The sequence below is a fragment of the Desulfonatronovibrio hydrogenovorans DSM 9292 genome, assembly GCF_000686525.1.
Taxonomy (GTDB): domain Bacteria; phylum Desulfobacterota; class Desulfovibrionia; order Desulfovibrionales; family Desulfonatronovibrionaceae; genus Desulfonatronovibrio; species Desulfonatronovibrio hydrogenovorans.
Genome location: NZ_JMKT01000011.1, coordinates 174856 through 193831, shown reverse-complemented (window position 1 = coordinate 193831; position 18976 = coordinate 174856). Strand labels below are relative to the sequence as shown.

At 50.0% G+C, this 18976-nt stretch carries 17 protein-coding genes and 1 tRNA gene; 5 read left to right on the top strand and 13 right to left on the bottom strand.

The window, feature by feature from the left end; all coding sequences use genetic code 11:
* Positions 1 to 2 precede the first annotated feature (2 nt).
* From dsrM to P771_RS18355, 3 genes are all read right to left on the bottom strand, one after another.
* Complete coding sequence (dsrM, locus tag P771_RS0110365) at positions 3 to 1031, bottom strand: sulfate reduction electron transfer complex DsrMKJOP subunit DsrM (RefSeq protein ID WP_028575093.1); 1029 nt, start codon at positions 1029 to 1031, stop codon at positions 3 to 5.
* Between the two features lie 41 nt (positions 1032 to 1072).
* Positions 1073 to 1585, bottom strand: coding sequence for an RsbRD N-terminal domain-containing protein (locus P771_RS0110360; RefSeq protein ID WP_028575092.1), 513 nt, complete (start codon positions 1583 to 1585; stop codon positions 1073 to 1075).
* Positions 1586 to 1909: 324 nt separating this feature from the next.
* A complete protein-coding gene (locus P771_RS18355; RefSeq protein ID WP_150112178.1) occupies positions 1910 to 2362 on the bottom strand; it encodes an Hsp20/alpha crystallin family protein in 453 nt (150 codons plus the stop codon).
* A gap of 404 nt (positions 2363 to 2766) precedes the next feature.
* On the opposite strand from P771_RS18355, the gene P771_RS0110345 reads away from it, so the two are divergent.
* Positions 2767 to 4077: an ATP-dependent 6-phosphofructokinase gene (locus tag P771_RS0110345; protein ID WP_028575090.1), complete on the top strand. Its 1311-nt coding sequence runs from the start codon at positions 2767 to 2769 to the stop codon at positions 4075 to 4077.
* A gap of 13 nt (positions 4078 to 4090) precedes the next feature.
* Positions 4091 to 5542, top strand: coding sequence for a UTP--glucose-1-phosphate uridylyltransferase (locus P771_RS0110340; RefSeq protein ID WP_028575089.1), 1452 nt, complete (start codon positions 4091 to 4093; stop codon positions 5540 to 5542).
* Here P771_RS0110340 and P771_RS17230 read toward each other — a convergent pair.
* Entirely contained in the window at positions 5513 to 6505 is a 993-nt protein-coding gene (locus P771_RS17230; protein WP_051617258.1) for a patatin-like phospholipase family protein, read from the bottom strand. The two genes, P771_RS0110340 and P771_RS17230, sit on opposite strands and share 30 nt — an antisense overlap.
* Before the next feature lie 289 nt (positions 6506 to 6794).
* On the opposite strand from P771_RS17230, the gene P771_RS0110325 reads away from it, so the two are divergent.
* The 3 genes from P771_RS0110325 to P771_RS0110315 all read left to right on the top strand — a co-directional run bounded on the left by P771_RS0110325 (position 6795) and on the right by P771_RS0110315 (position 8147).
* Complete coding sequence (locus P771_RS0110325; RefSeq protein WP_028575088.1) at positions 6795 to 7004, top strand: hypothetical protein; 210 nt, start codon at positions 6795 to 6797, stop codon at positions 7002 to 7004.
* A gap of 117 nt (positions 7005 to 7121) precedes the next feature.
* Positions 7122 to 7988 (top strand): universal stress protein, encoded by an 867-nt coding sequence (locus P771_RS0110320; protein WP_028575087.1) that lies wholly within the window; start codon positions 7122 to 7124, stop codon positions 7986 to 7988.
* Positions 7989 to 8070: 82 nt separating this feature from the next.
* A tRNA-Met gene (locus P771_RS0110315) sits at positions 8071 to 8147 on the top strand.
* 50 nt (positions 8148 to 8197) lie between these two features.
* Here the strand turns inward: P771_RS0110315 and P771_RS0110310 are convergent.
* The 9 genes from P771_RS0110310 to P771_RS0110265 form a co-directional block, all read right to left on the bottom strand.
* Positions 8198 to 9040 (bottom strand): CheR family methyltransferase, encoded by an 843-nt coding sequence (locus tag P771_RS0110310; RefSeq protein ID WP_028575086.1) that lies wholly within the window; start codon positions 9038 to 9040, stop codon positions 8198 to 8200.
* Between the two features lie 42 nt (positions 9041 to 9082).
* Positions 9083 to 9583 carry a chemotaxis protein CheW gene (locus tag P771_RS0110305; protein ID WP_028575085.1) on the bottom strand — a complete coding sequence of 167 codons (501 nt, stop codon included), beginning with the start codon at positions 9581 to 9583 and terminating at the stop codon, positions 9083 to 9085.
* A 115-nt stretch (positions 9584 to 9698) separates the two neighbouring features.
* Complete coding sequence (locus P771_RS0110300; RefSeq protein WP_035244289.1) at positions 9699 to 11750, bottom strand: methyl-accepting chemotaxis protein; 2052 nt, start codon at positions 11748 to 11750, stop codon at positions 9699 to 9701.
* Between the two features lie 136 nt (positions 11751 to 11886).
* Positions 11887 to 12954, bottom strand: a complete 1068-nt coding sequence (locus P771_RS0110295; protein WP_028575083.1) for a protein-glutamate methylesterase/protein-glutamine glutaminase — start codon at positions 12952 to 12954, stop codon at positions 11887 to 11889.
* Between the two features lie 14 nt (positions 12955 to 12968).
* Positions 12969 to 15125, bottom strand: coding sequence for a chemotaxis protein CheA (locus P771_RS0110290; protein WP_028575082.1), 2157 nt, complete (start codon positions 15123 to 15125; stop codon positions 12969 to 12971).
* Positions 15126 to 15196: 71 nt separating this feature from the next.
* Entirely contained in the window at positions 15197 to 15559 is a 363-nt protein-coding gene (locus P771_RS0110285) for a response regulator (RefSeq protein WP_028575081.1), read from the bottom strand.
* Positions 15552 to 15881, bottom strand: coding sequence for an STAS domain-containing protein (locus P771_RS0110280; protein ID WP_028575080.1), 330 nt, complete (start codon positions 15879 to 15881; stop codon positions 15552 to 15554). The genes P771_RS0110285 and P771_RS0110280 overlap by 8 nt, the downstream gene beginning before the upstream one ends.
* 116 nt (positions 15882 to 15997) lie before the next feature.
* Positions 15998 to 17797 carry a methyl-accepting chemotaxis protein gene (locus tag P771_RS0110270; RefSeq protein ID WP_028575079.1) on the bottom strand — a complete coding sequence of 600 codons (1800 nt, stop codon included), beginning with the start codon at positions 17795 to 17797 and terminating at the stop codon, positions 15998 to 16000.
* Positions 17798 to 17841: 44 nt separating this feature from the next.
* Positions 17842 to 18624, bottom strand: a complete 783-nt coding sequence (locus P771_RS0110265) for a response regulator (protein WP_028575078.1) — start codon at positions 18622 to 18624, stop codon at positions 17842 to 17844.
* Positions 18625 to 18976 lie beyond the last annotated feature (352 nt).

Sequence of the window (18976 nt, the reverse complement as noted above, 5' to 3'; positions counted from 1 at the left end):
ATTTACTCCTTGTTTTCTGCTGGTTCTGATGTCTCATCCAGAGGCTTGACCACTGGCAGGCCGGCCTCAACCATCTTTTCCCGGAATTCATCTTCATAGGCCTCATAGGTATGGACTTTGACCGGATAGTTCCAGGGGTTGACATGTCTTACCTCTCTGGAATTGGCAGTCATGTTTCTGGTGGGACTCAGAAACACTCCGCCCATGTGCATGAGCTTGCTCATGGGGAAATAAATAAGAAGAGAGGACACCAAAAAGAGATGCACATAAAAGACCGTACCGATTCCCTCTGGAACCACAGGCCTGAAAGTGACCAGCCCCATGGTCAGCTCCTTGACCGCCATGATGTCGGTCTTGACAAAGTAGCGCATCATTATGCCTGAAATGACCACGGATATAATCAGATAAAGCGGAAAATAATCCGCGGGCTGGGATATATAGCGGACACTGGGAACAAAGAGCCTCCTGAGAAGGAGATAGCCCAGTGCCACCAGAATAATCACGCTGGAGAGATAAAGGGCTGGGGCACCTATCTGAAGCATGCTGTCCAGCCTGTCCATCATTTCAAAGGGAAAGGGGACCGGCTCTGTGAAGAAGCGCATGTGCCGCAGAAAGATAACAAGAAAAGTGTAGTGAAAAAGAATGGCGAAAAGCCACAGCCATTTGCTTGATGAATAAGCCACTCTGGGCCCGTCATGAAGTTCGACCTTTGTGTTGCGGAACAGTGACCTGAAGAGGAACACCTCAAAGAACATCCTGCCCAGCACCCCTCCAGTGGTGGATGGGTTTTCAAGCTTGTCCTGCTTGATCCAGGGGAGCGACCTCCCCTGTCCACAGGTAGTGGTGATCCTGAAAGGCACTGCAGACTTTCCCCATCCGACTACCCTGAGCACAAAGCCGACAACAAATACCAACACGGCAAGGTATGGAATCAATACTCCGAAGAGGTACTCCATACCCAGTGCTCCGGCGCCGAACATGGCGACCAGAACCAGGGCAAAGACCAGAAACAGTGAATAAATCGCTTTCATGTGCTGCTACCTCGCTTAAAGATTGTACATTATCCTAAAAATTATTCTACGGCTTTATCCAATAGATTGGCCCTCTCCAGCAGTTTATGGGTTCTGGAGTTCATGAATTCGGCTTTCTGCTTCCAGAGCAGTTCGCGACAGGACATGTAGATATCAAAGGACATATTCATAAGCCACTCCAGGCGGTTCAGGAAATCCACCCAGCCTGGCATCAGTCCCTGCCTGCTGATCTCCCGACCGCAGGACTCCCAGACTGCCTGACGAAGCATGGGCACGAAACAGACAGCTTCTGAAGGACGAAACCCCTGCACCGCTCTGATCCTGACAATGCCATCCAGAAGTCTGCCCATTCGATCAGGGTCAGACTCTTGAAAAAGCTCATCAAAAATACTTTCAAGATTCACCCTGAAAGTATGGCCCACGGGATTGGCGAACTGCCCGGCCCCATCTCGAAAAAACCGGGCGGATTCATCAGGGTATGTATCAGTGAACTTTCTGATCCACAGGTCTATGATCTGGCTTTTATTTTTTTCCAAAAGATTATCAAAATTCATTACAATCCCAGACCGGTCACTTTCAGCAAAGTCATCCGGACATGGCTCGGAAAGCCACTGTCTGGGTGATGCCGATAAAGGCCGGTCCTGTTAAAAGATTAACACATTGAGTAAAAAATATGTCGCCTTCTTAAAACAGGTATTACTCATCGTCAAGATAATTTGAGAAAAAATTAACAAAGACTGGGCACTTGAACACAATAAATTTCAAGATGTTGGACGAAAAAACGCTTATTTGACTAGTCCTCATCCAGACAAAGTGAAAAAAAGCACTTGACGAATATGGTGGATGGCATGTTCCTGCTGATCACCAAGGGATCTGAATCAGTTTTCAGATATCTTGATGCTGACCGGTTTTTTGACCTTGGCGGCCTTGGGAATGAAAACGCTGAGAATGCCGTTGGCAAAGACAGCTTTAATGGCAGTTGAATCGATGTTGTCCGGGAGAATGAAAACCCTGCTGAATGGACCGTATGACCTTTCCAGCATCTGGTAGGCACTGCCGGTGGCCTCTTTTTCCATTTTCTTTTCACCGTAAACCATAAGCTGGTTGCCCTGAATCTCAAGGTTGACATTGGCCTGATGGACTCCGGGCAACTCCATTTCAACAACCAGCAGATCTTCAGTCTGATAGAGATCTGCCACAGGCTGCCACAGGGAAAGCCTGCTCCTGAGGTTCTTCCCAGTCATTTTCTGATTCATGGATTCATTCATTATCCTGTCCATTTCTTCCCGCATGCTTTTTATTTCAGTCCACGGGTTGGCCTTGCTGACCATATAAAACCTCCTGTTCAGCCTCAAGGTCTGAACAACCTGTTTTTTGTCCTTTCCTGCCGGGTAAACTGAACTTTTTCTAAACAATTCACCCTTTCTGTCAATATTTATTTTTGCCTGCTTCAGCCGCCAGGATGTTCAGCACCAGGCTGACCGGTAGTTGTTGTCTTGGCATGAAGATTGTCTGTTCCAGTGTCAGCCAGGCTAAAGTCAAGCCCGGTTCTGCCTGCTGGGCATCTGCTGACTGCCAGGCTTAATTTGGAATAATCCTTCCATTCCTGTAAACACGCACCAGGCCCCATACTGCCAGGTCAGTTCTGCTTGATACTCCTTGCCTGCATATTGACAAACATTTAACATATAATATCCTCGGCACAAACTAAGCCAAACCAACCAAGGAACACCACATGACCAAAAAATTCCACACATCCATCAAGACCCTTGGTCCGACCAAGGTCCAGTCACCGCTGCCGTTCTGCCGTTTCATGGATGATCAGAAGCCCATCAGCATGAACTTTGATCCTGAAATGCTGGGAGCCGAAGAAAACGCACCCCAGGTCCTATGTTTTGAAGAAGCAGGTCCCAGACAGAAGCTGTACTTTGATCCATCCAAGACCAAGTGCGCCATAGTCACCTGCGGCGGCCTTTGTCCCGGGATAAATGACGTTATCCGGGCCATAGTCATGGAGGCCTATCACAATTACAATGTGCCTTCGGTACTGGGCATCAAATACGGACTCCAGGGCTTTATCCCTGAATACGGACATTCGGTGATGGAGCTTACTCCAGACAATGTATCCCAGATCCACGAGTTCGGAGGAACCATCCTGGCATCATCCAGGGGACCCCAAAAGCCTGAAGAAATCGTGGACGCTCTGGAGCGCATGAATATCAGCATTTTGTTCATGATTGGAGGCGACGGAACCATGAAGGCTGCTCAGGCCATTCAGGAAGAAGTTGCCAGAAGAAACAACAAGATTGCCATCATCGGTATCCCCAAAACCATTGACAATGACGTTCACTTCGTCTCCAGGACATTCGGCTTTGACACGGCTGTGGAAAAAGCCACCGAAGCCATCCGCTGCGCCCACACCGAGGCCCTGGGTGCTCCATATGGCATAGGCATGGTCAAGCTCATGGGCCGGGAATCGGGTTTTATTGCTGCCCAGGCCGCCATTGCCCTAAAAGAGGTTAATTTTGTTCTTATTCCGGAGTCTCCCTTTGAGCTGCATGGGGAAAATGGACTGCTGGTTCACCTGGAAAAGAGGCTCAGGGACAGAGATCACGCTGTAATAGTGGTTGCCGAAGGTGCCGGGCAGGAACTGTTTGAGCGAAAGGGAGCTGATGCTTCAGGCAACATCATCCTGGGGGACATTTGTGCCGTTTTAAGGGATGCAATCAAAAATCACTTTAAGAAAAGAGAACTTCCTGTAACCCTGAAGTTCATTGACCCAAGCTATATCATCCGCTCCATCCCGGCCAACTCCAACGACCGGGTCTATTGCGGATTCCTGGGTCAGCATGCCGTCCATGCAGCCATGGCCGGCAAGACCGGAATGCTGGTCAGCATGCTCCAGGACAGATTTATTTATCTTCCCCTTTCTCTGGCAACCCAAAAAAGAAAGACCCTTAACATTGATTCCAACTACTGGGGAGCTGTTTTGGCCAGTACAGGACAGCCCATGTCCATGAAAAACAGTTCCAGTTCCAAATGCTGACCAAGGAGAAGTCATGGATAATCATGATCTGAATTGCGTTTCCAACAGTGACCCGGACCTGATGAAAATCTTCAGACCCTTTGCCCTGAAGATGGAGGAGCAATCCCTGCCTCCCATTGTCATCAATCTTTTCAAGTGCTACTTTTCCCAGTTGGTTTTTGGCAGCCAGGGCAAGCTCACCAGAAAAGAAATCCTGCCTGTAACGGAAAACGAACTGGAAAACCTGGATAACCTGGAAAAAACCTCTGCCTACCGGGAGGCTGCTCAAGAAGCCATATCCGAACTCGTGATCATCAAGCTGAACGGAGGGCTCGGCACAACCATGGGCATGGAAACGGCCAAGTCCCTGATTACGGTCCGTCAGGACAGCTCCTTTCTGGATCTGATCCTGGACCAGATCAGGGTCCTGCGGGAAAAATACCGGATCGCCATCCCTCTTCTGTTCATGAACAGCTTCAGAACCCATCTGGACACTATGCTCCATATAGATGTGGAAAATCCCTACCATCTTCCTCTGGCTTTTCTTCAGCACAAATATCCCAAGATCCTGACTGAAGAGATGGAGCCGGCAAGGTGGCCTGACAACCCTGACCTGGAATGGAATCCACCCGGACACGGGGATATATATACCGCCCTGATCACTTCGGGTATCCTGAAGAATCTCCTGGACAAGGGCTATAAATACGCCTTTATTTCAAATTCCGACAACCTTGGAGCAACCATGAACCAGAGTATCCTGGGCTACCTCAAGTCCCAGGAATTCACCTTTCTCATGGAAGTCACTCCCAGAACTGTTTCCGACCGCAAGGGAGGCCACTTGTGCAGGCTCCTGAAAAACAACCGCCTGGCCCTGAGGGAAATCGCCCAGTGTCCGGAAAACGACCTTGAAGAATTCATGAACATTGACAAATATTCCTTTTTCAACACCAACTCCATCTGGCTGAACCTGGAAGCCCTGGAAAAAGTTTTCCTACGGCACAAGATGATCCCCCTTGACCTGATCATCAACACCAAAAACCTGGACCCCAGAAACCCTGAATCTCCCTTGGTCTACCAGCTGGAAACGGCCATGGGGTCAGCCATCTCTGCTTTTGACCACGCTGGTGCCCTGATTGTGCCCAGGGATCGCTTCGCTCCGGTCAAAACCACCAGCGATCTTTTAACTGTCATGTCCGACTGTTTCTCCATCTCAAAGATGAAAACCATTATCCCTGACCCGAGGCGCAGCCTGCCCATGCCTGATGTTCACCTGGATGAAAAATATTATAAAAAAGTGGATGATTTTGAACAGAGATTTCCAAACGGGGTTCCATCCCTTTTGGAATGTGAATATCTCCAGGTCAAAGGAGACCTGCTCTTTGGGAAGGATGTCCGGATCAAGGGCAGAGTAAGGCTGGTCAATGACTCTGGAAAACAGGTCAGGATTGAAGATGGATCAGTCCTGGAAGGAGATGTTTCTTTTTAATTTGTCTGCCATCTGTCTGGTTATCCCGAGCATGTCCCTGATCTTTTTATTTCCGGTCAAAGCTGCCAGGCAGGCATCATAACCTTCCTGCACACTTTCCCGGCCACGGTGAAAATCCATGAACCTGATATCACCCAGCTCCGGTCTGATCAGGATGTCAGCCGGCTCTCTATGGAGACGGAGCTCGGTAATGGTCTTTTCCATGACCAGGGTCGAGGCAAAGATGATTTCAAAGATATTGGGACTGGATGGCTTGTTCCGCCAGTTTCTTATGGATTCAAGCAGGGATATGTCCATTTTGTCAATGCGTTCCATCAGTCCCGGAAAAAAACCCTCACTGGATTCTGTGTCCCTGGCATCTTCTTTTTGAGCACAATCCATCTTTCTGGCCAGGTTGTTGCCCCGCATGGCCAGATAGTAATTCAGGTCCACGGCAATCACCAGGTCTGCCCCCATCTTCCTGACCACATTAACCGGAAGGGGATTAACCAGACCCCCGTCCACCATGAGCCTGTCCTCGATCAAAACAGGGGTAAATAGCCCTGGAACTGCAATACTGGCCCGGACAGCCTTGGCAATCTCACCCTGGCCGAGCCACACCTCACTGCTGGTCTGCAGATCAGTGGCCGTGGCCTGAAACTCCAGTTCCAAATCAGAAAAGTACCGGCCTGAAATAAATGACCTGTAAAAATCAGTCACTTTTTTTCCATCCAGAAGTCCACACTTGGGAAAGACCACGTCCAACATGGTGATGATTCTTTTCCGGTCAATGGCCAGGACTGCATCCCGGAAAGAATCCAGGTTTCCTGACGCATAAACCGATCCGACCAGGGCACCAATGCTGGTCCCGGCCACAAAGTCGGGCCTGACCCCGCAATCATGCAGGGCCTGAATAGCCCCGATATGGGCCCATCCCCTGGCTGCTCCCCCTCCCAGGGCCAGACCGATTTTTCTGTAAGCCATTTTTTATTAACCTCTTCCAGCTAATCTCAGGATAGCATCCATGATAAAGCCATATTAATACCGGGTCAAACCTGAAGGCCTTCAGGCAGCAAAGCCTTGCCTTTTCTGGCCTTCCTGGTTTGCCAGGTCCAGACCTCCAGGTGAATGCCTTTTTCTGACCTCACCCATCAGGACAATCCGGACAAAATCGATCCCATGCCTTTGAAGTCTGCTCTAAACAATCTCAATATTCATCCGATAAAGCTGATCAGGTGTTGTTTTCGGTTCGGAGGCACAGCAGGGAGGAGTTATGGAAATACAATCTGATTCCGGAATGGCCCAGGCAAGCCAGGCCATGACCAGAGAAACCTTTGGCGCCCAGGTGGTGACCAAGACTCTTGATTACATGAATACAAGCAACCACTTCAGCGGCTCAACAGACGCTGATTACGACTTCCAGCAAAAGGTGCTTTCAGCCGCTTTTGCGGACCAGGGCACTCTGATAAACAAACTGGTGTAGCTGTTCCGGACCGAAGACAACATCAAAAATCCATTGACTGCAAACACTTCTATAGCTTAATCTCATTCTGAATCAGGGACAATCTCTGCAAGGACATTATCAACCAAGCAGGACCGGATGGAAAAAATGAAAATAAAAAAACACTTTTTGCTGGCTGTGAGCAATGACCTCACCTTCCAGTACGGAGTAAGGTTCTTGGGCTATTTCTTTCACAACAAGGATGAGTTGCTGATCGATATCCTGAATGTCACCGCCAATCCAAGTCATGGAGGTTATGCTTCAGCCCAGGCCCTGAGGGCCGAATCCATGGAAAAGGGAAAATCCTTCTTGTCCCAGGTGAATCAGAAACTGGTTGACTTTGGTTATCCGGAAAAAAACATCCGCACAGATGTCAAACTCAGTGCCATATCCACGGTCAAAGACATTATCTCTCACGGCCGCAAAGGGCTGTACGACTCCCTGGTGATGGGCCGCCGGGGCCTCACCCTTTTGGAAAACCTGATCCAGGACAGTGTAAGCAGCAAGATCCTGGACGAGCAGTGTGACCTTCCCATCTGGATCTGCCGGGAACCTGAAAGACAGAGGAAAGACCTGCTGCTGTGCGTGGACGGTTCTGACCACAGCCTGCATACAGCTGATCATGTCGGATTTGTTCTTAATTCCGATCCCAAAAACAGGATCACTGTCCTTCATGTCCGTTCAAGCAATGACCAGAGCGACCCTGAACAGATCCTGACCAAAGCAGTGGAGCAGATCACTGAGAACAAGTTTCCTGAGCAAAGGATATCCACCCTGGTTCTGGACAGCAATAATGTTGGTCAGACTATACTCCGCCACGCAAAGGAAAACAATTTCGCAGCCATAGCCATGGGCAGGAAATGCAGGACCAAGCCCAGAACCGGGCTCTCCAGATTTTTTGTGGGATCGGTCAGCGGAGCCGTATTAAGGGATATCCAGGGAATGAGCCTTTGGATCTGCAGATAAACCGGTCTGAGAACCAGCCTACAGTCGGTCATTTTTTGACTTGATTTTTTATTCCAAACCAATTATCAGACTAGCTCTTTACGGCGAGGTAGCTCAGGAGGTCAGAGCATGCGGCTCATATCCGCAGTGTCGGGGGTTCAAGTCCCTCCCTCGCTACCATAAAAAATGAAAGGGTTCAGGCGTTTAGCCTGAACCCTTTTTATTTTGAGCTATTTTTTTCTATAAATGGTGGGGGCAGTCTGTTCAAGCCCCAGGTCCATACCGGCCAGACTTTCTGAATGACCGATAAATATAAACCCTCCAGAAGCCAGATGAAAAACAAACTTCTGTAAAAGCTTCTCCTGAACTGGACGGTCAAAATATATCATGACATTGCGGCAGAAAATCACGTCCATGGGCTCTCTGAAACCGAACTCGCCCATGAAGTTAAGCCGTCTGAACTTCACCTTGTTCCTCAGGGCAGGTATCACCCGGACCAGCTTCTTTTTCCTGTCCCTGCTGCGCAGAAGATACTTGCGTTTCAGCAAAGGAGGAATTCCTGATATCCTTTCTTCATCATAGATGCCCAGGCTGGCCTTCTCCAGGACCTCGTTATTGATATCCGTTGCCACCACTACAAAGGAAAAACCAGGATTGCGTTCGGCAAACTCAGCCAGGACCATGGACAGGGTGTAGGGCTCTTCTCCTGAAGAACAGCCCGCACTCCAGATGATCATCTCTTTGTCTTTTTTGTGTTCAGCATGCCATTGCGGGAGAACCTTGTTGTGAAGGTACTCAAAGTGCCCTGGCTCCCGGAAAAAGTGAGTGGTGTTGGTGGTTACTGCGTCCAGGAGATGGGGCATCTCTATCTCCATCCCCTTGAGACTGAATAGATATTCGCAATAATCCTTGTAATCGCTCATTCCCAGGGACCTTAGCCTTCTCTGAAGCCGAGATTCAAGCATGGTCTTCTTGGCTGGCGGGACCCTTATGCCGCACTCGGCGCTGATAAACTGGCTGAGCTTTTTAAAATCCCGCTCAGCCAGTTTTTTATAACTGAGGTTGACTGTCATGTTCAGACATCCCCGGTTTCAGGGTACTGATAATAACAGGTGCTATTCTGAAACCTCACCGGCTTCCTGGACCATTGACATCTCCTCAGATGAAAACACCTTGTTCACATCAATGATTATCACAAACCGGTCATTATGCTTGGCCATACCCTGGATGAACTCAGTCCTGACTTTGGCCCCCATCTTGGGAGGCGGTTCAATTTCCGAGGGCGATATTTCAAACACTTCCTGGACAGAATCAGCCAATGCACCCATGACCGTGGATTCCCCATCCATCTTGACCTCGGCAATAATAATGCAGGTATTAACCGTTCGCTCAGTCCTTTCCAGGCCGAACTTCAGCCTGAGATCTGCCACTGGAACAGCCCGTCCCCGCAAATTGATGATGCCGAGTAAAAATTCCGGGGTCCTGGGAACCCGGGTAATGGGTGTGTAATCCAGAACTTCCCAGACCTGAGCAATATCTATGGCGTAAAGCTCCTCAGCCAGGGTAAATGTCAGGTACTGGTTGGTCTTTTTAATTTCTTTTTCCTTTTCCGCCATGTCTTCTCCTTTTTCAGGATTACGGGATTTAAAGGATGCAGGGCAGGGCCTGGTCATGATGGTGGCCAGGCCCCTGGAAATTACTCCTTTTTCAAGCTTTTCATCCTTTCAGGACCTAGAATTTCTCAAAATCCTTGTCCAGGTCATCTTCAGCACCCATATCCAGGGCAAAGCGTTTATCCCGACTATCCTTACCTTCCTTAAGAGCGGCTTTGGAGACTTTAGGGGCAACATTTTTTTTCACGCTCATCCTCCTGGTTTTTGGCCCGGAAAAACCTGCTTCATCCCCTATGCGGAAAAAGGCCATGGTGGCCTGCATCTGCTCAGCCTGACTGGAAAGCTCTTCAGCAGTGGACGACATCTCTTCAGCCGCTGATGCATTCTGTTGAATGACCTGGTCCAGCTGCTGAATGGCCTGATTTATCTGTTCCACACCAGAGTTCTGTTCTCTGCTGGCAGCTGAAATTTCCTGAACCAGCTCTGCAGTCTTCTGGATGTCAGGTACAATTTTTTTCAGCATGTCCCCTGCCCTTTCAGCCACATCAACGCTGGAACCGGAAAGATCAATAATCTCGGCTGCTGCTGTCTGACTTCTTTCAGCCAGCTTACGAACCTCTGAGGCCACCACTGCGAATCCCTTGCCGGCCTCTCCAGCCCTGGCTGCTTCAATGGCCGCATTCAGGGCCAGCAGATTGGTCTGACGGGCTATTTCCTCAATGATGGAAATCTTGTCTGCAATCTGCTTCATGGCATCCACAGCCTCAAAAACCACCTTGCCCCCCTGTTCAGCGTCCTTTGCCGCCTGGTTGGCTATCTTTTCAGTCTGAGAGGCATTATCCGTGTTCTGCCTGATATTGGCCGCCATCTGCTCCATGGAGGAAGACACTTCTTCCACCGATGCCGCCTGCTCAGTTGCGCCCTGGGACATCTGTTCAGAAGAGGATGCCAGCTCCTCACTCCCGGCTGAAACATTCTCTGAAGCGGTCTTTACTTCAACCACTACCTCCCTGAGTTTATCACGCATCTGGTTCATGGCCCGGGCCAGCACCCCAATCTCGTCCTTCTGATCCACATCCAGGGCTGAAGTCATATCACCCTGGGACATATTCTGGGAAAAAGTCACCCCTTTGGCCACAGGAGCTGTAATGGCTCTGGTGAGAACCACGCCCAGGACCAAGGCCAGGATCACTCCTATACCCATCCCGGCCATGGCAATGAGCTGGGCCTGGGCTGCATCAGCCTGGGCCTGAGCCACTGCCTGATCTGCATTGTCAATATTCAGTTCAAGGACCTGGGTAAGATATCCAAGGGCTTCCACCTGCCGGTCCCGGACCGTGACCATGGCCATCTGGGTCATCTGGTTAAAAAGGTTCTCTGCCTCCTGGGCCACTGCGAGCAGCTCATTAAAACGCTCAAAAGTCTCCTCAGCAGCGGGTATGGTCTGCTCCTGGAGTACCTGGTTGGCCTGAGCAGTATTGCCGGCCTGGACCTGATTCCTGATCTCTCTGATGGAGTGGTGAAAGGGGTCATGGGAAGCAGGCATGCGCCTGAGTATCTCCATCAGCTGCTGGTTATCGGTACGAAACTGAGCCAGCCATCGGCCGAAATTGCAGGCTGTGGGGTCATCTCCTCCCTCAAAATAATCCCCAGTGGTTATAAGGGCGTACACATCACCCATCAGAGCGTGGTGATCCCCCCGGAACTGTTGAAGATAAGCCCTCAGTTCTGCCGGGTTATTGATGCCGGTTCTCTGGAGCTGTCTGACTGTTTCAATATACTGATCATTGACTGCACGCCATTCATCAAGTGCTGAAGAAGCCTGACGCCACATGGCCCTTTCCTCGGATGTCGCAGGCAGGGCTTCGTATCTTTCCCGGAGCAGGGCGATGTCACTCCTGAGCCTGGTAAGAATATCAAGCTGCCGATTCATTTCTTCAGGGCTTAGACCGGGAGAAAGCAAAGTCCTCTGAGCCACCCGCAGAGATTCATAATCTTTTTCAATCTCCATGAGTACCTGGACCCCGGGAAGATCAATGGTACCCACCCCTTCAATATGTCCGCTGAGATTATTGGCCCCCCTCCAGCCGAAAAAACCCACAACAAGGACGATGAGGGCCACTGCAATGAACCCCCCCAACAGTTTCACACCGAGCTTAATGTTTTTCATCAATCCTGCTCCTTCCTGCCTGTGGCTTGCCAGCCGTTAAACTAAACCACCTGATTTGCTGTTCCAGCTGCCCGCCTGTTTCCACCCCAAACAGTGTATTACACACTCAGGCCGGAGCTGCTGGAACCCCAAAAAATCACCTGTTCACAGCTTTGATAATCTCCCTGGGGATCTCCTGCAGTGATCCAACTTTGTCCACAGCCCCCAACTTGACTGCTTCCTGGGGCATTCCATAAACCACACAGGTCTCCTGGTCCTGGGCAATGGTAAAAGCCCCCTGGTCATGCATCTCTTTCATTCCCCTGGCCCCATCATCGCCCATACCGGTCATGATCACTCCAATGGAGTTGCCCCCTGCATACCTGGCAGCAGACCTGAACAGGACATCCACTGATGGCCGGTGTCTGGCAACCATTGGACCGTCCTTGACCTGCACATAGTATCTGGCACCGCTTCTTTTAAGCAGCATATGCCTGTTCCCTGGAGCTATCAGGGCATGCCCTCTGAGCATGCTGTCGCCGTCCCTGGCCTCCCGGACTGAAATCCTGCAGATAGAATCCAGCCTGGAGGCAAAAGCAGCAGTAAAATTTTCCGGCATGTGCTGAACAATGGCCAGGGCAGGACAGTCCAGGGGCATGGCCTGCAGAACAATCCTCAGGGCTTCGGTACCTCCTGTAGATGCCCCTACCACCACCATCTTTTCTGTAGTCTCAGCCATGGCCCGGGTAGTGGGCGGTGGCAGGACTGCATCAGCAGTCATCTTGTGCATGGCCTGAACCATGCGGGACAGAGGCTTGAGCCTGGCCTGAGAGGCAGCTTTAACTGCATCGCAGACCCGGACCTTTGATTCTTCAAGGAACTGTTTGGTACCGACCTTGGGCTTCTGAATTATATCCACTGCCCCGTATTCCAGGGCTTTAAGGGTTGTTTCCGCCCCTTCACCAGTCAAAGTAGAGCATATTACCACTGGAATGGGATGCTGAGTCATGATCTTGCGCAGAAACGTAATCCCGTCCATACGCGGCATCTCCACATCCAGGGTGATGACATCAGGGACCTGCTCCTCCATTTTGGAGACTGCTGCAAAGGGATCTGCTGCAGCACCCATGACTTCTATTTCCGGGTCGCTGGACAGGATGTCGGCCAAGGTCTGCCTGACCAGGGCCGAATCATCAACTATGAGGACCTTAATCTTTTTTGCCATGAATCCCACCAAGCCTAAAGTTCATGCTGGTGTCCACCCTTAGGCTGTTCCGCCTCCACATCAGCCACCAGGGCCGGAACATCAAGGATAAGGGCCATGCTTCCATCTCCCCGGACTGTTGCTCCAGAAATTCCCCGGACATTTCTGTAGACCTGGCCCAGGCTCTTGATCACAGTCTGATGCTGACCCACGACCTTGTCCACCACCAGACCGACCCTTTGATCCTTGACACTGACAATGACTATCTGCTCAATATCCAGATCCTGGCAGGGGATACTGAACCAATCGCTCAGCCGGATATAAGGAACCATCTCTCCACGCAGATTTATTACACTTTTGGATTCCTTTTTCTTGCCATCCATCCTCAACTCTACACACTCTTCCACCATGGCCAGGGGGACCACCAGGTTGTCATCCCCGATCCTGATCTGAAGGCCGTCAATAATGGCCAGGGTAAGGGGCAGTTTGACAGTGATCCTGGTGCCGCTGCCTTTGACGCTTTCCAGAAAAACATTTCCCCTCAGAGATTCAATGGACCTTTTGACCACATCCATTCCAACCCCCCGGCCTGAGACCCCGGTTATTTTTCCGGCAGTGGAAAAACCCGGCTCAAATATCAACTGCTGGACCTCAAAATCTCCCAACTCAGCCTCACTGCTGATCAATCCTTTTTCAAGTGCCTTTTTCCTGATTGCATCCGGATCTAGGCCCTGTCCATCGTCAACTATTTCAATGACCACTTCTCCACCGGCATGGGCCGCTGAAAGGGTTATGGTGCCCTGAGCCGGCTTGCCTTGGGACTCTCTGATTTTTGGCGGCTCAATGCCATGGTCGATGCTGTTGCGCAACAGATGGACCAGGGGATCATTGAGTCTTTCAATAACTGTCTTGTCCAGTTCTGTTTCTGCTCCTTTGGTGATCAGTCTGATATCTTTCTTCAAATCCCTGGACAGATCCCTGACCAGCCGGATAAACTTGCTGAAGGTGGTCCCGATGGGCATCATTCTTATACCCAGAGTGCTGTCCCGAAGGGAATCGGACAGTCTTTCCATTTCTTCAGCCAGGGTCTGGAGGCTGGGAGAGGGGATCTCACCGGCAATCTGGTTCAATCTGGCCTGAGCAATGACCAGCTCTCCCACCAGATCGACCAGACTGTCCAGTTTGCTGGAGTCCACCCTGATGCTGGAGACTTCTACACTGTCCTTTTTCCGGGCTCCCGACTTTTTGACTACTTCCTGTTCAGCAAGGGCAGAAGCAACTTCCTGGGCTGACACTTTTCCACTCTGAACCAGGATACTGCCGATCCGCTTCTGAAGGCTCAGGACCTCTTCAACATCCTGCTCAGTAATCACACCCCGTTGAACCAGTATTTCCCCGAGCTTGTCGTGCGCCTCTTCAATGTCCACTGCCCCGGCGGAACTGATCTTTTCTATATGCAGGTCACAATCATCTTCAACAAAGATAAAAATATCCCGGATGGCGTTTTCATCGTCACTGGTGGTCAGGATAATATCCCACCATGTATAGCACATCTCTGGATTCATCTCTGCCAGGTCCGGTATATCGTCCGTCCTGGCGATTATCTTGCATAGCGGGGTGTCCCTGGTTGTTCCGGCTTTAACTTCGCAGATACCCAGGTCAAAGAGTTCGTCCAGTAAAGCCAGTGGCTTGGCACCAGTAAAAAATATATTCCGGTGGGGTCGGAAACGTATTCTGAAGGTACTCGGTTCAGCCTTGTCAGCAAGATGCTCAGCCTCATTCTGATTAACCTGTTCAGCCTCTTTGGCAATCTTCTGAGCAGGCAAACTGCCCTTTAAAGACTTGATTATGTCCTGAGCCCTTTTATCCCGATCAGCACCGCGATCAGCAAGCATATCGCTGATAAGATCCCTGGATTTGAACAGAAGGTCGATGAGTCCTGGAAAAAGGCTTACAGTGCCGGACCGGACCTGATCCATCACTGTTTCAACTTCATGGGTAAAGGAAGCAATCTCCTCAAACCCGAACATGGAGCCTGATCCCTTTATGGTATGCATGGCCCGGAAAATCCTGTTGATCAACTCATGATCATCAGGATTATCTTCCAGCTCCAAAAGGCCCTGCTCCAGTTCGTCCAGCAATTCAGCTGCTTCAACCCGGTATGCCTGACGACCCTGGTCTGCTCTGGTCATCTAAAGCCTCCTAGTGAAAGTTCGGACCAATTAAACCATCCCCGATCCAAAAGCACCTATTTCAGGGACGTCTAACCAAGCACCTTTCGGACCACAGCCAGTAACTGTTCGGGCTTGAAAGGCTTGACTATCCATCCAGTGGCTCCGGCCTGTTTTCCTTCCTGCTTTTTTTCTGCCTGAGATTCCGTGGTAAGCATGATAATGGGCACAAACTTGAATCCAGGCTTGGCCCGGACCTGGCGGATGAGTTCAAGCCCGTCCATGTTGGGCATGTTCAGATCGGTTATGATCATGTTCACAGCCGAAGTCAGTTTTGTAAGGGCATCTTTTCCGTCACAGCCCTCAACAACTGTGTATCCTGCATCCTTGAGGGTGAAGTTGACCATCTGGCGGACACTGGCTGAATCGTCAACTGTCATTATGGTTTTAGCCATTTTCATCTCCTTTCCAGAAATATCCTCCGGTATATTCCTCGGTAAATCCCATTTGTTCGGCCTTCCTGACAATCCTGGACGGAAGTTGATCAAAGACGAGCTTTTTTCCTTCCTTGACCGCTGCCTTGTACAGGGAGCAGACCAGCTGGAGGAATGACAGGTCCACATTATCCACCCCGCTCATATTGATCCGAATCACTTCATGGGCTTCCAGGGCTTCCTTGATTCCAGCGTAAAGTTCAGAAGCCGATTCAATACCCAGACTGCCTTTGAGGACTACCAAAGCCCCGTCCTTATCTGTTGTAACCTGAAAATCAGTCACAGCTTTCTCCTAATAATTGCCTTGACCCTGCTTTTGACAGGACTTAAGGCTGCTCGCCGGTTCAGCACCCTTGAATCATCTTTCATGGCCTTTTTAAGTGGCCAGTTCCATCCACTTCAGAACAGTTCAATATTATCTCCCAATGATTCCTGGTCATCAGCCTGCTCTGGACTTTGGGCGTCCTGTTCTGGTTCAGCCTGTCCATCCAGCTGAATTTTGTGTACAAGCCTCTGGGACTCCATGGTATATCTATCAAACATCCTTCTCAGATTTTCCGGCCACTCCATATTTTCAAAGTCATTGCCAGATCCGGCTTCTGTCTCCCGGACTATTTTGCTCAGCAAACCCTTGGCCTGATCCAGTTCCTGTATCACCTCATGGTGAATCCCAAGATTGTCACCAAGATGCCTTGCTGTTTCGGCCAGCTCCCGGCCCGTACCAAGTATCTCTGAAATCATCTTTCCGGTCCGGGCATCAAGATCCTGCAATTCAGTCAGAGTAGTGTCTATCCCTGAGCTTATGCGGTCAAACCCGCTGAAGTCCATGGCCCTGGAAGTCAATTCATTCAACTGTCCAGAGTCTTCGGCAATTCTTTTCAAAGTCTGGGTGACCACACCCGTCTTTTCCCTGGCCCGGCCCGAAAGCTGCTGAATAGCCACAGCCACCACACCCAGAGCCAAGCCCTCAGAGCCGGTATGGGCAGCCCGCACACTAGCATTTAAAGCAATGAGTTCGATTTCCGAGCCCACCTCTTCAATATCATTCACAAAAGAGGACATCTGGGACACACTCTTCCCCACAGTCTGCATTATCTTGCCGATTTCCCGGCTCTGGTCGGCAAACTGATTAATGCATGACTTGACCTGGGATATTTTGCTTCCCGTGGTGGCCAGCAAGTTGTCCTGCCGGTCATCACCCATGCCCAGGGATTTCTTCAGGCTATCCGTCATCCCGGAAACGTTCCCGGCAACTGAATCAAGATTATTCTTCAGGCTGTCCACTGCCTTGAAAAACGATGAGCCGGCCTGATCCATCTGGCGGATTTGCAGATGGCAGACCCTGTTGATCCAACCAGCCACTTGTTCCGTAAAATCCTGGTCACCCCCTTCAACCGGATCAGAGTTCTGCCGGATCAGACTAAGCACTTCATCAAGGGTTTCCTGGACATGCTCAATGATCTGCCTGGTTATGTCATGAAACTGCATTGAAGACACCATTTCTCTAAATCCCGAGCTGATCTGGCCGGCTTTTTCCTCCATTTCTTCTGAGGCCTGTTTTGAGTTGAGTCTGATATCCTCCAGATACCCGAGGTTGGAATTTATGTCCTCAAGCACCATCCCCACTCCGGTCTTCTGATCCCCAACCAGTTCCCGGACCCTGATCCGGGCAGAATCAACCAGCTGAAAAAGAGTGGATGACTCATCAATTATTCTTTGCCAGTGGGCCATCATTTTGCTGCCAAGGCTTTCCACGTCATCTGCCAGAGTCATAAACCCCCGGCCCAGCTCACCCAGCCTGGCGCTCTCGATCCTGGTGGTGAAGCTGAGAACATTCAGGGTGCGCACGATTTTTTTAAAGTCATTCATCTGCAGAACCAGAGAGCTGCTTTGCTCAAGCACTCCTGCCAGAAGATCAGCGCTTTTTTCCCCCCAGGTCACATCACAATAGGTGTTTATGTCATCCAGTTTTTGCCTGAGGTCGGTCTGGGCCTTGATAATCTTTTCTCCTCCAGCCAGGTCGGTCAATTGACCGGCCATATTGTAGAGTCCGGATGATTTGGAAGATATTTCATGGAGTTCCTGGCCCAGATTCAAAAAATCCTGTTCCCTGTCCTTGATGACGGTGTCCAGAAATGCAGATACCTTCTGGATCTGACCGGCCCAGGATTCAAAATCAAATCTTTTCTGGTGTTGCAAAACAGTTCCTCAAAATGACTTTGGCAGTTAAAATGAATACAGCATCAATCAGCTTCAGGACCCAGGTCTATCAAGGGCCTGGATGGTGTTTTTTCAATGGCCAGACAGAGAACTCCCTGGACATCACCTTGCCTGTCTTTGACCGGAATGCATCGAATCCAGGGCTGGAACTCTGCTGATTTCTTCAACACCAAGGCCCCCATATCCATATTAGATTCTGATCCTTCCAGGACAGCACTTACTCTTTGGAGAAATTCAGGTGAAACCTGATCAAGAATATCTGGACCTGACAGAACACCTTTCAGCCCCAGCAGCTCTGAAAAGAGGGGGTTACAGTGGGTCATGCTCAACTGCTTGTCAAAAAAGGCTGCTCCCTGGGAAATGTTGTTGAACAGGGCCGTGAACCTTTCTCTGCAGCTCCATAGTTGCCTGGCCGCATAAGCCTTTCGTTCCACTGAATACTTGATGGATCTGGCCAGGAGGCCTGGATTGTAGCTCCCTTTGGGCAGATAATCCTGTGCACCCATCTTTACCGCCTTGAATCCAAGATCTTCATCATTGATATTGGTCATGACGATAATGGGCAGGTCCGGAGAGACAGCCATTATCTGCTTGACCGTGTACAGCCCCATGCTGTCGGGCAGTCCAAGGTCGCACACTGCCAGGTCAAGCTCTTGGGATTTCGCAAGTTCAATGGCCTTGGACAGGGTACCTGCCTTGACCAGACTCAGGCTAACATCACTCATTTCCCTGGATATCTTTTCAAAATATAGGACGTCCACAGGGTTGTCTTCCACCAGCAGGACCTTAAAAACTTCTTCAGTCATGATCAGGACTCCGGTGATGAAATCGGGTTATTTTTTTCACATGCGTACCAGAAAGATTACCATACGAATGAAGCAAAACTTTACATATATAAAATATACTGAAAATTAAATCTATTAACAAGCAAAAAACATAACATGTTCAAAAAAAAGAAACAGGTTCCGGCTTTTTTCAGTCGGCTTAAGTCACGGGGAAAAAAGTGGTTTATATTTGCTCAGGTATGTTATATAATATTTCCATCAAGGCCCGGATCTGCTCTTTCCCGGTTATCCGGGCTGCTTTTTAGTTCTGCAGTTTTCTGGTTACCGGCAATCATGCCTTGTTTATGGCCACTGGCGGTGCTGACCTGAAAAA

Bases quoted from the DNA above. Each gene is read 5' to 3' on its own strand.
- P771_RS0110345 (WP_028575090.1), top strand. From the start codon at position 2,767: ATGACCAAAAAATTCCACACATCCATCAAGACCCTTGGTCCGACCAAG.
- P771_RS0110360 (WP_028575092.1), bottom strand. From the start codon at position 1,585: ATGAATTTTGATAATCTTTTGGAAAAAAATAAAAGCCAGATCATAGAC.
- P771_RS0110290 (WP_028575082.1), bottom strand. From the start codon at position 15,125: ATGACCAGAGCAGACCAGGGTCGTCAGGCATACCGGGTTGAAGCAGCT.
- P771_RS18355 (WP_150112178.1), bottom strand. From the start codon at position 2,362: ATGGTCAGCAAGGCCAACCCGTGGACTGAAATAAAAAGCATGCGGGAA.
- P771_RS0110325 (WP_028575088.1), top strand. From the start codon at position 6,795: ATGGAAATACAATCTGATTCCGGAATGGCCCAGGCAAGCCAGGCCATG.
- P771_RS0110320 (WP_028575087.1), top strand. From the start codon at position 7,122: ATGGAAAAAATGAAAATAAAAAAACACTTTTTGCTGGCTGTGAGCAAT.
- P771_RS0110310 (WP_028575086.1), bottom strand. From the start codon at position 9,040: ATGACAGTCAACCTCAGTTATAAAAAACTGGCTGAGCGGGATTTTAAA.
- P771_RS0110285 (WP_028575081.1), bottom strand. From the start codon at position 15,559: ATGGCTAAAACCATAATGACAGTTGACGATTCAGCCAGTGTCCGCCAG.
- P771_RS0110340 (WP_028575089.1), top strand. From the start codon at position 4,091: ATGGATAATCATGATCTGAATTGCGTTTCCAACAGTGACCCGGACCTG.
- dsrM (WP_028575093.1), bottom strand. From the start codon at position 1,031: ATGAAAGCGATTTATTCACTGTTTCTGGTCTTTGCCCTGGTTCTGGTC.
- P771_RS0110300 (WP_035244289.1), bottom strand. From the start codon at position 11,750: ATGAAAAACATTAAGCTCGGTGTGAAACTGTTGGGGGGGTTCATTGCA.
- P771_RS17230 (WP_051617258.1), bottom strand. From the start codon at position 6,505: ATGGCTTACAGAAAAATCGGTCTGGCCCTGGGAGGGGGAGCAGCCAGG.
- P771_RS0110295 (WP_028575083.1), bottom strand. From the start codon at position 12,954: ATGGCAAAAAAGATTAAGGTCCTCATAGTTGATGATTCGGCCCTGGTC.
- P771_RS0110305 (WP_028575085.1), bottom strand. From the start codon at position 9,583: ATGGCGGAAAAGGAAAAAGAAATTAAAAAGACCAACCAGTACCTGACA.
- P771_RS0110265 (WP_028575078.1), bottom strand. From the start codon at position 18,624: ATGACTGAAGAAGTTTTTAAGGTCCTGCTGGTGGAAGACAACCCTGTG.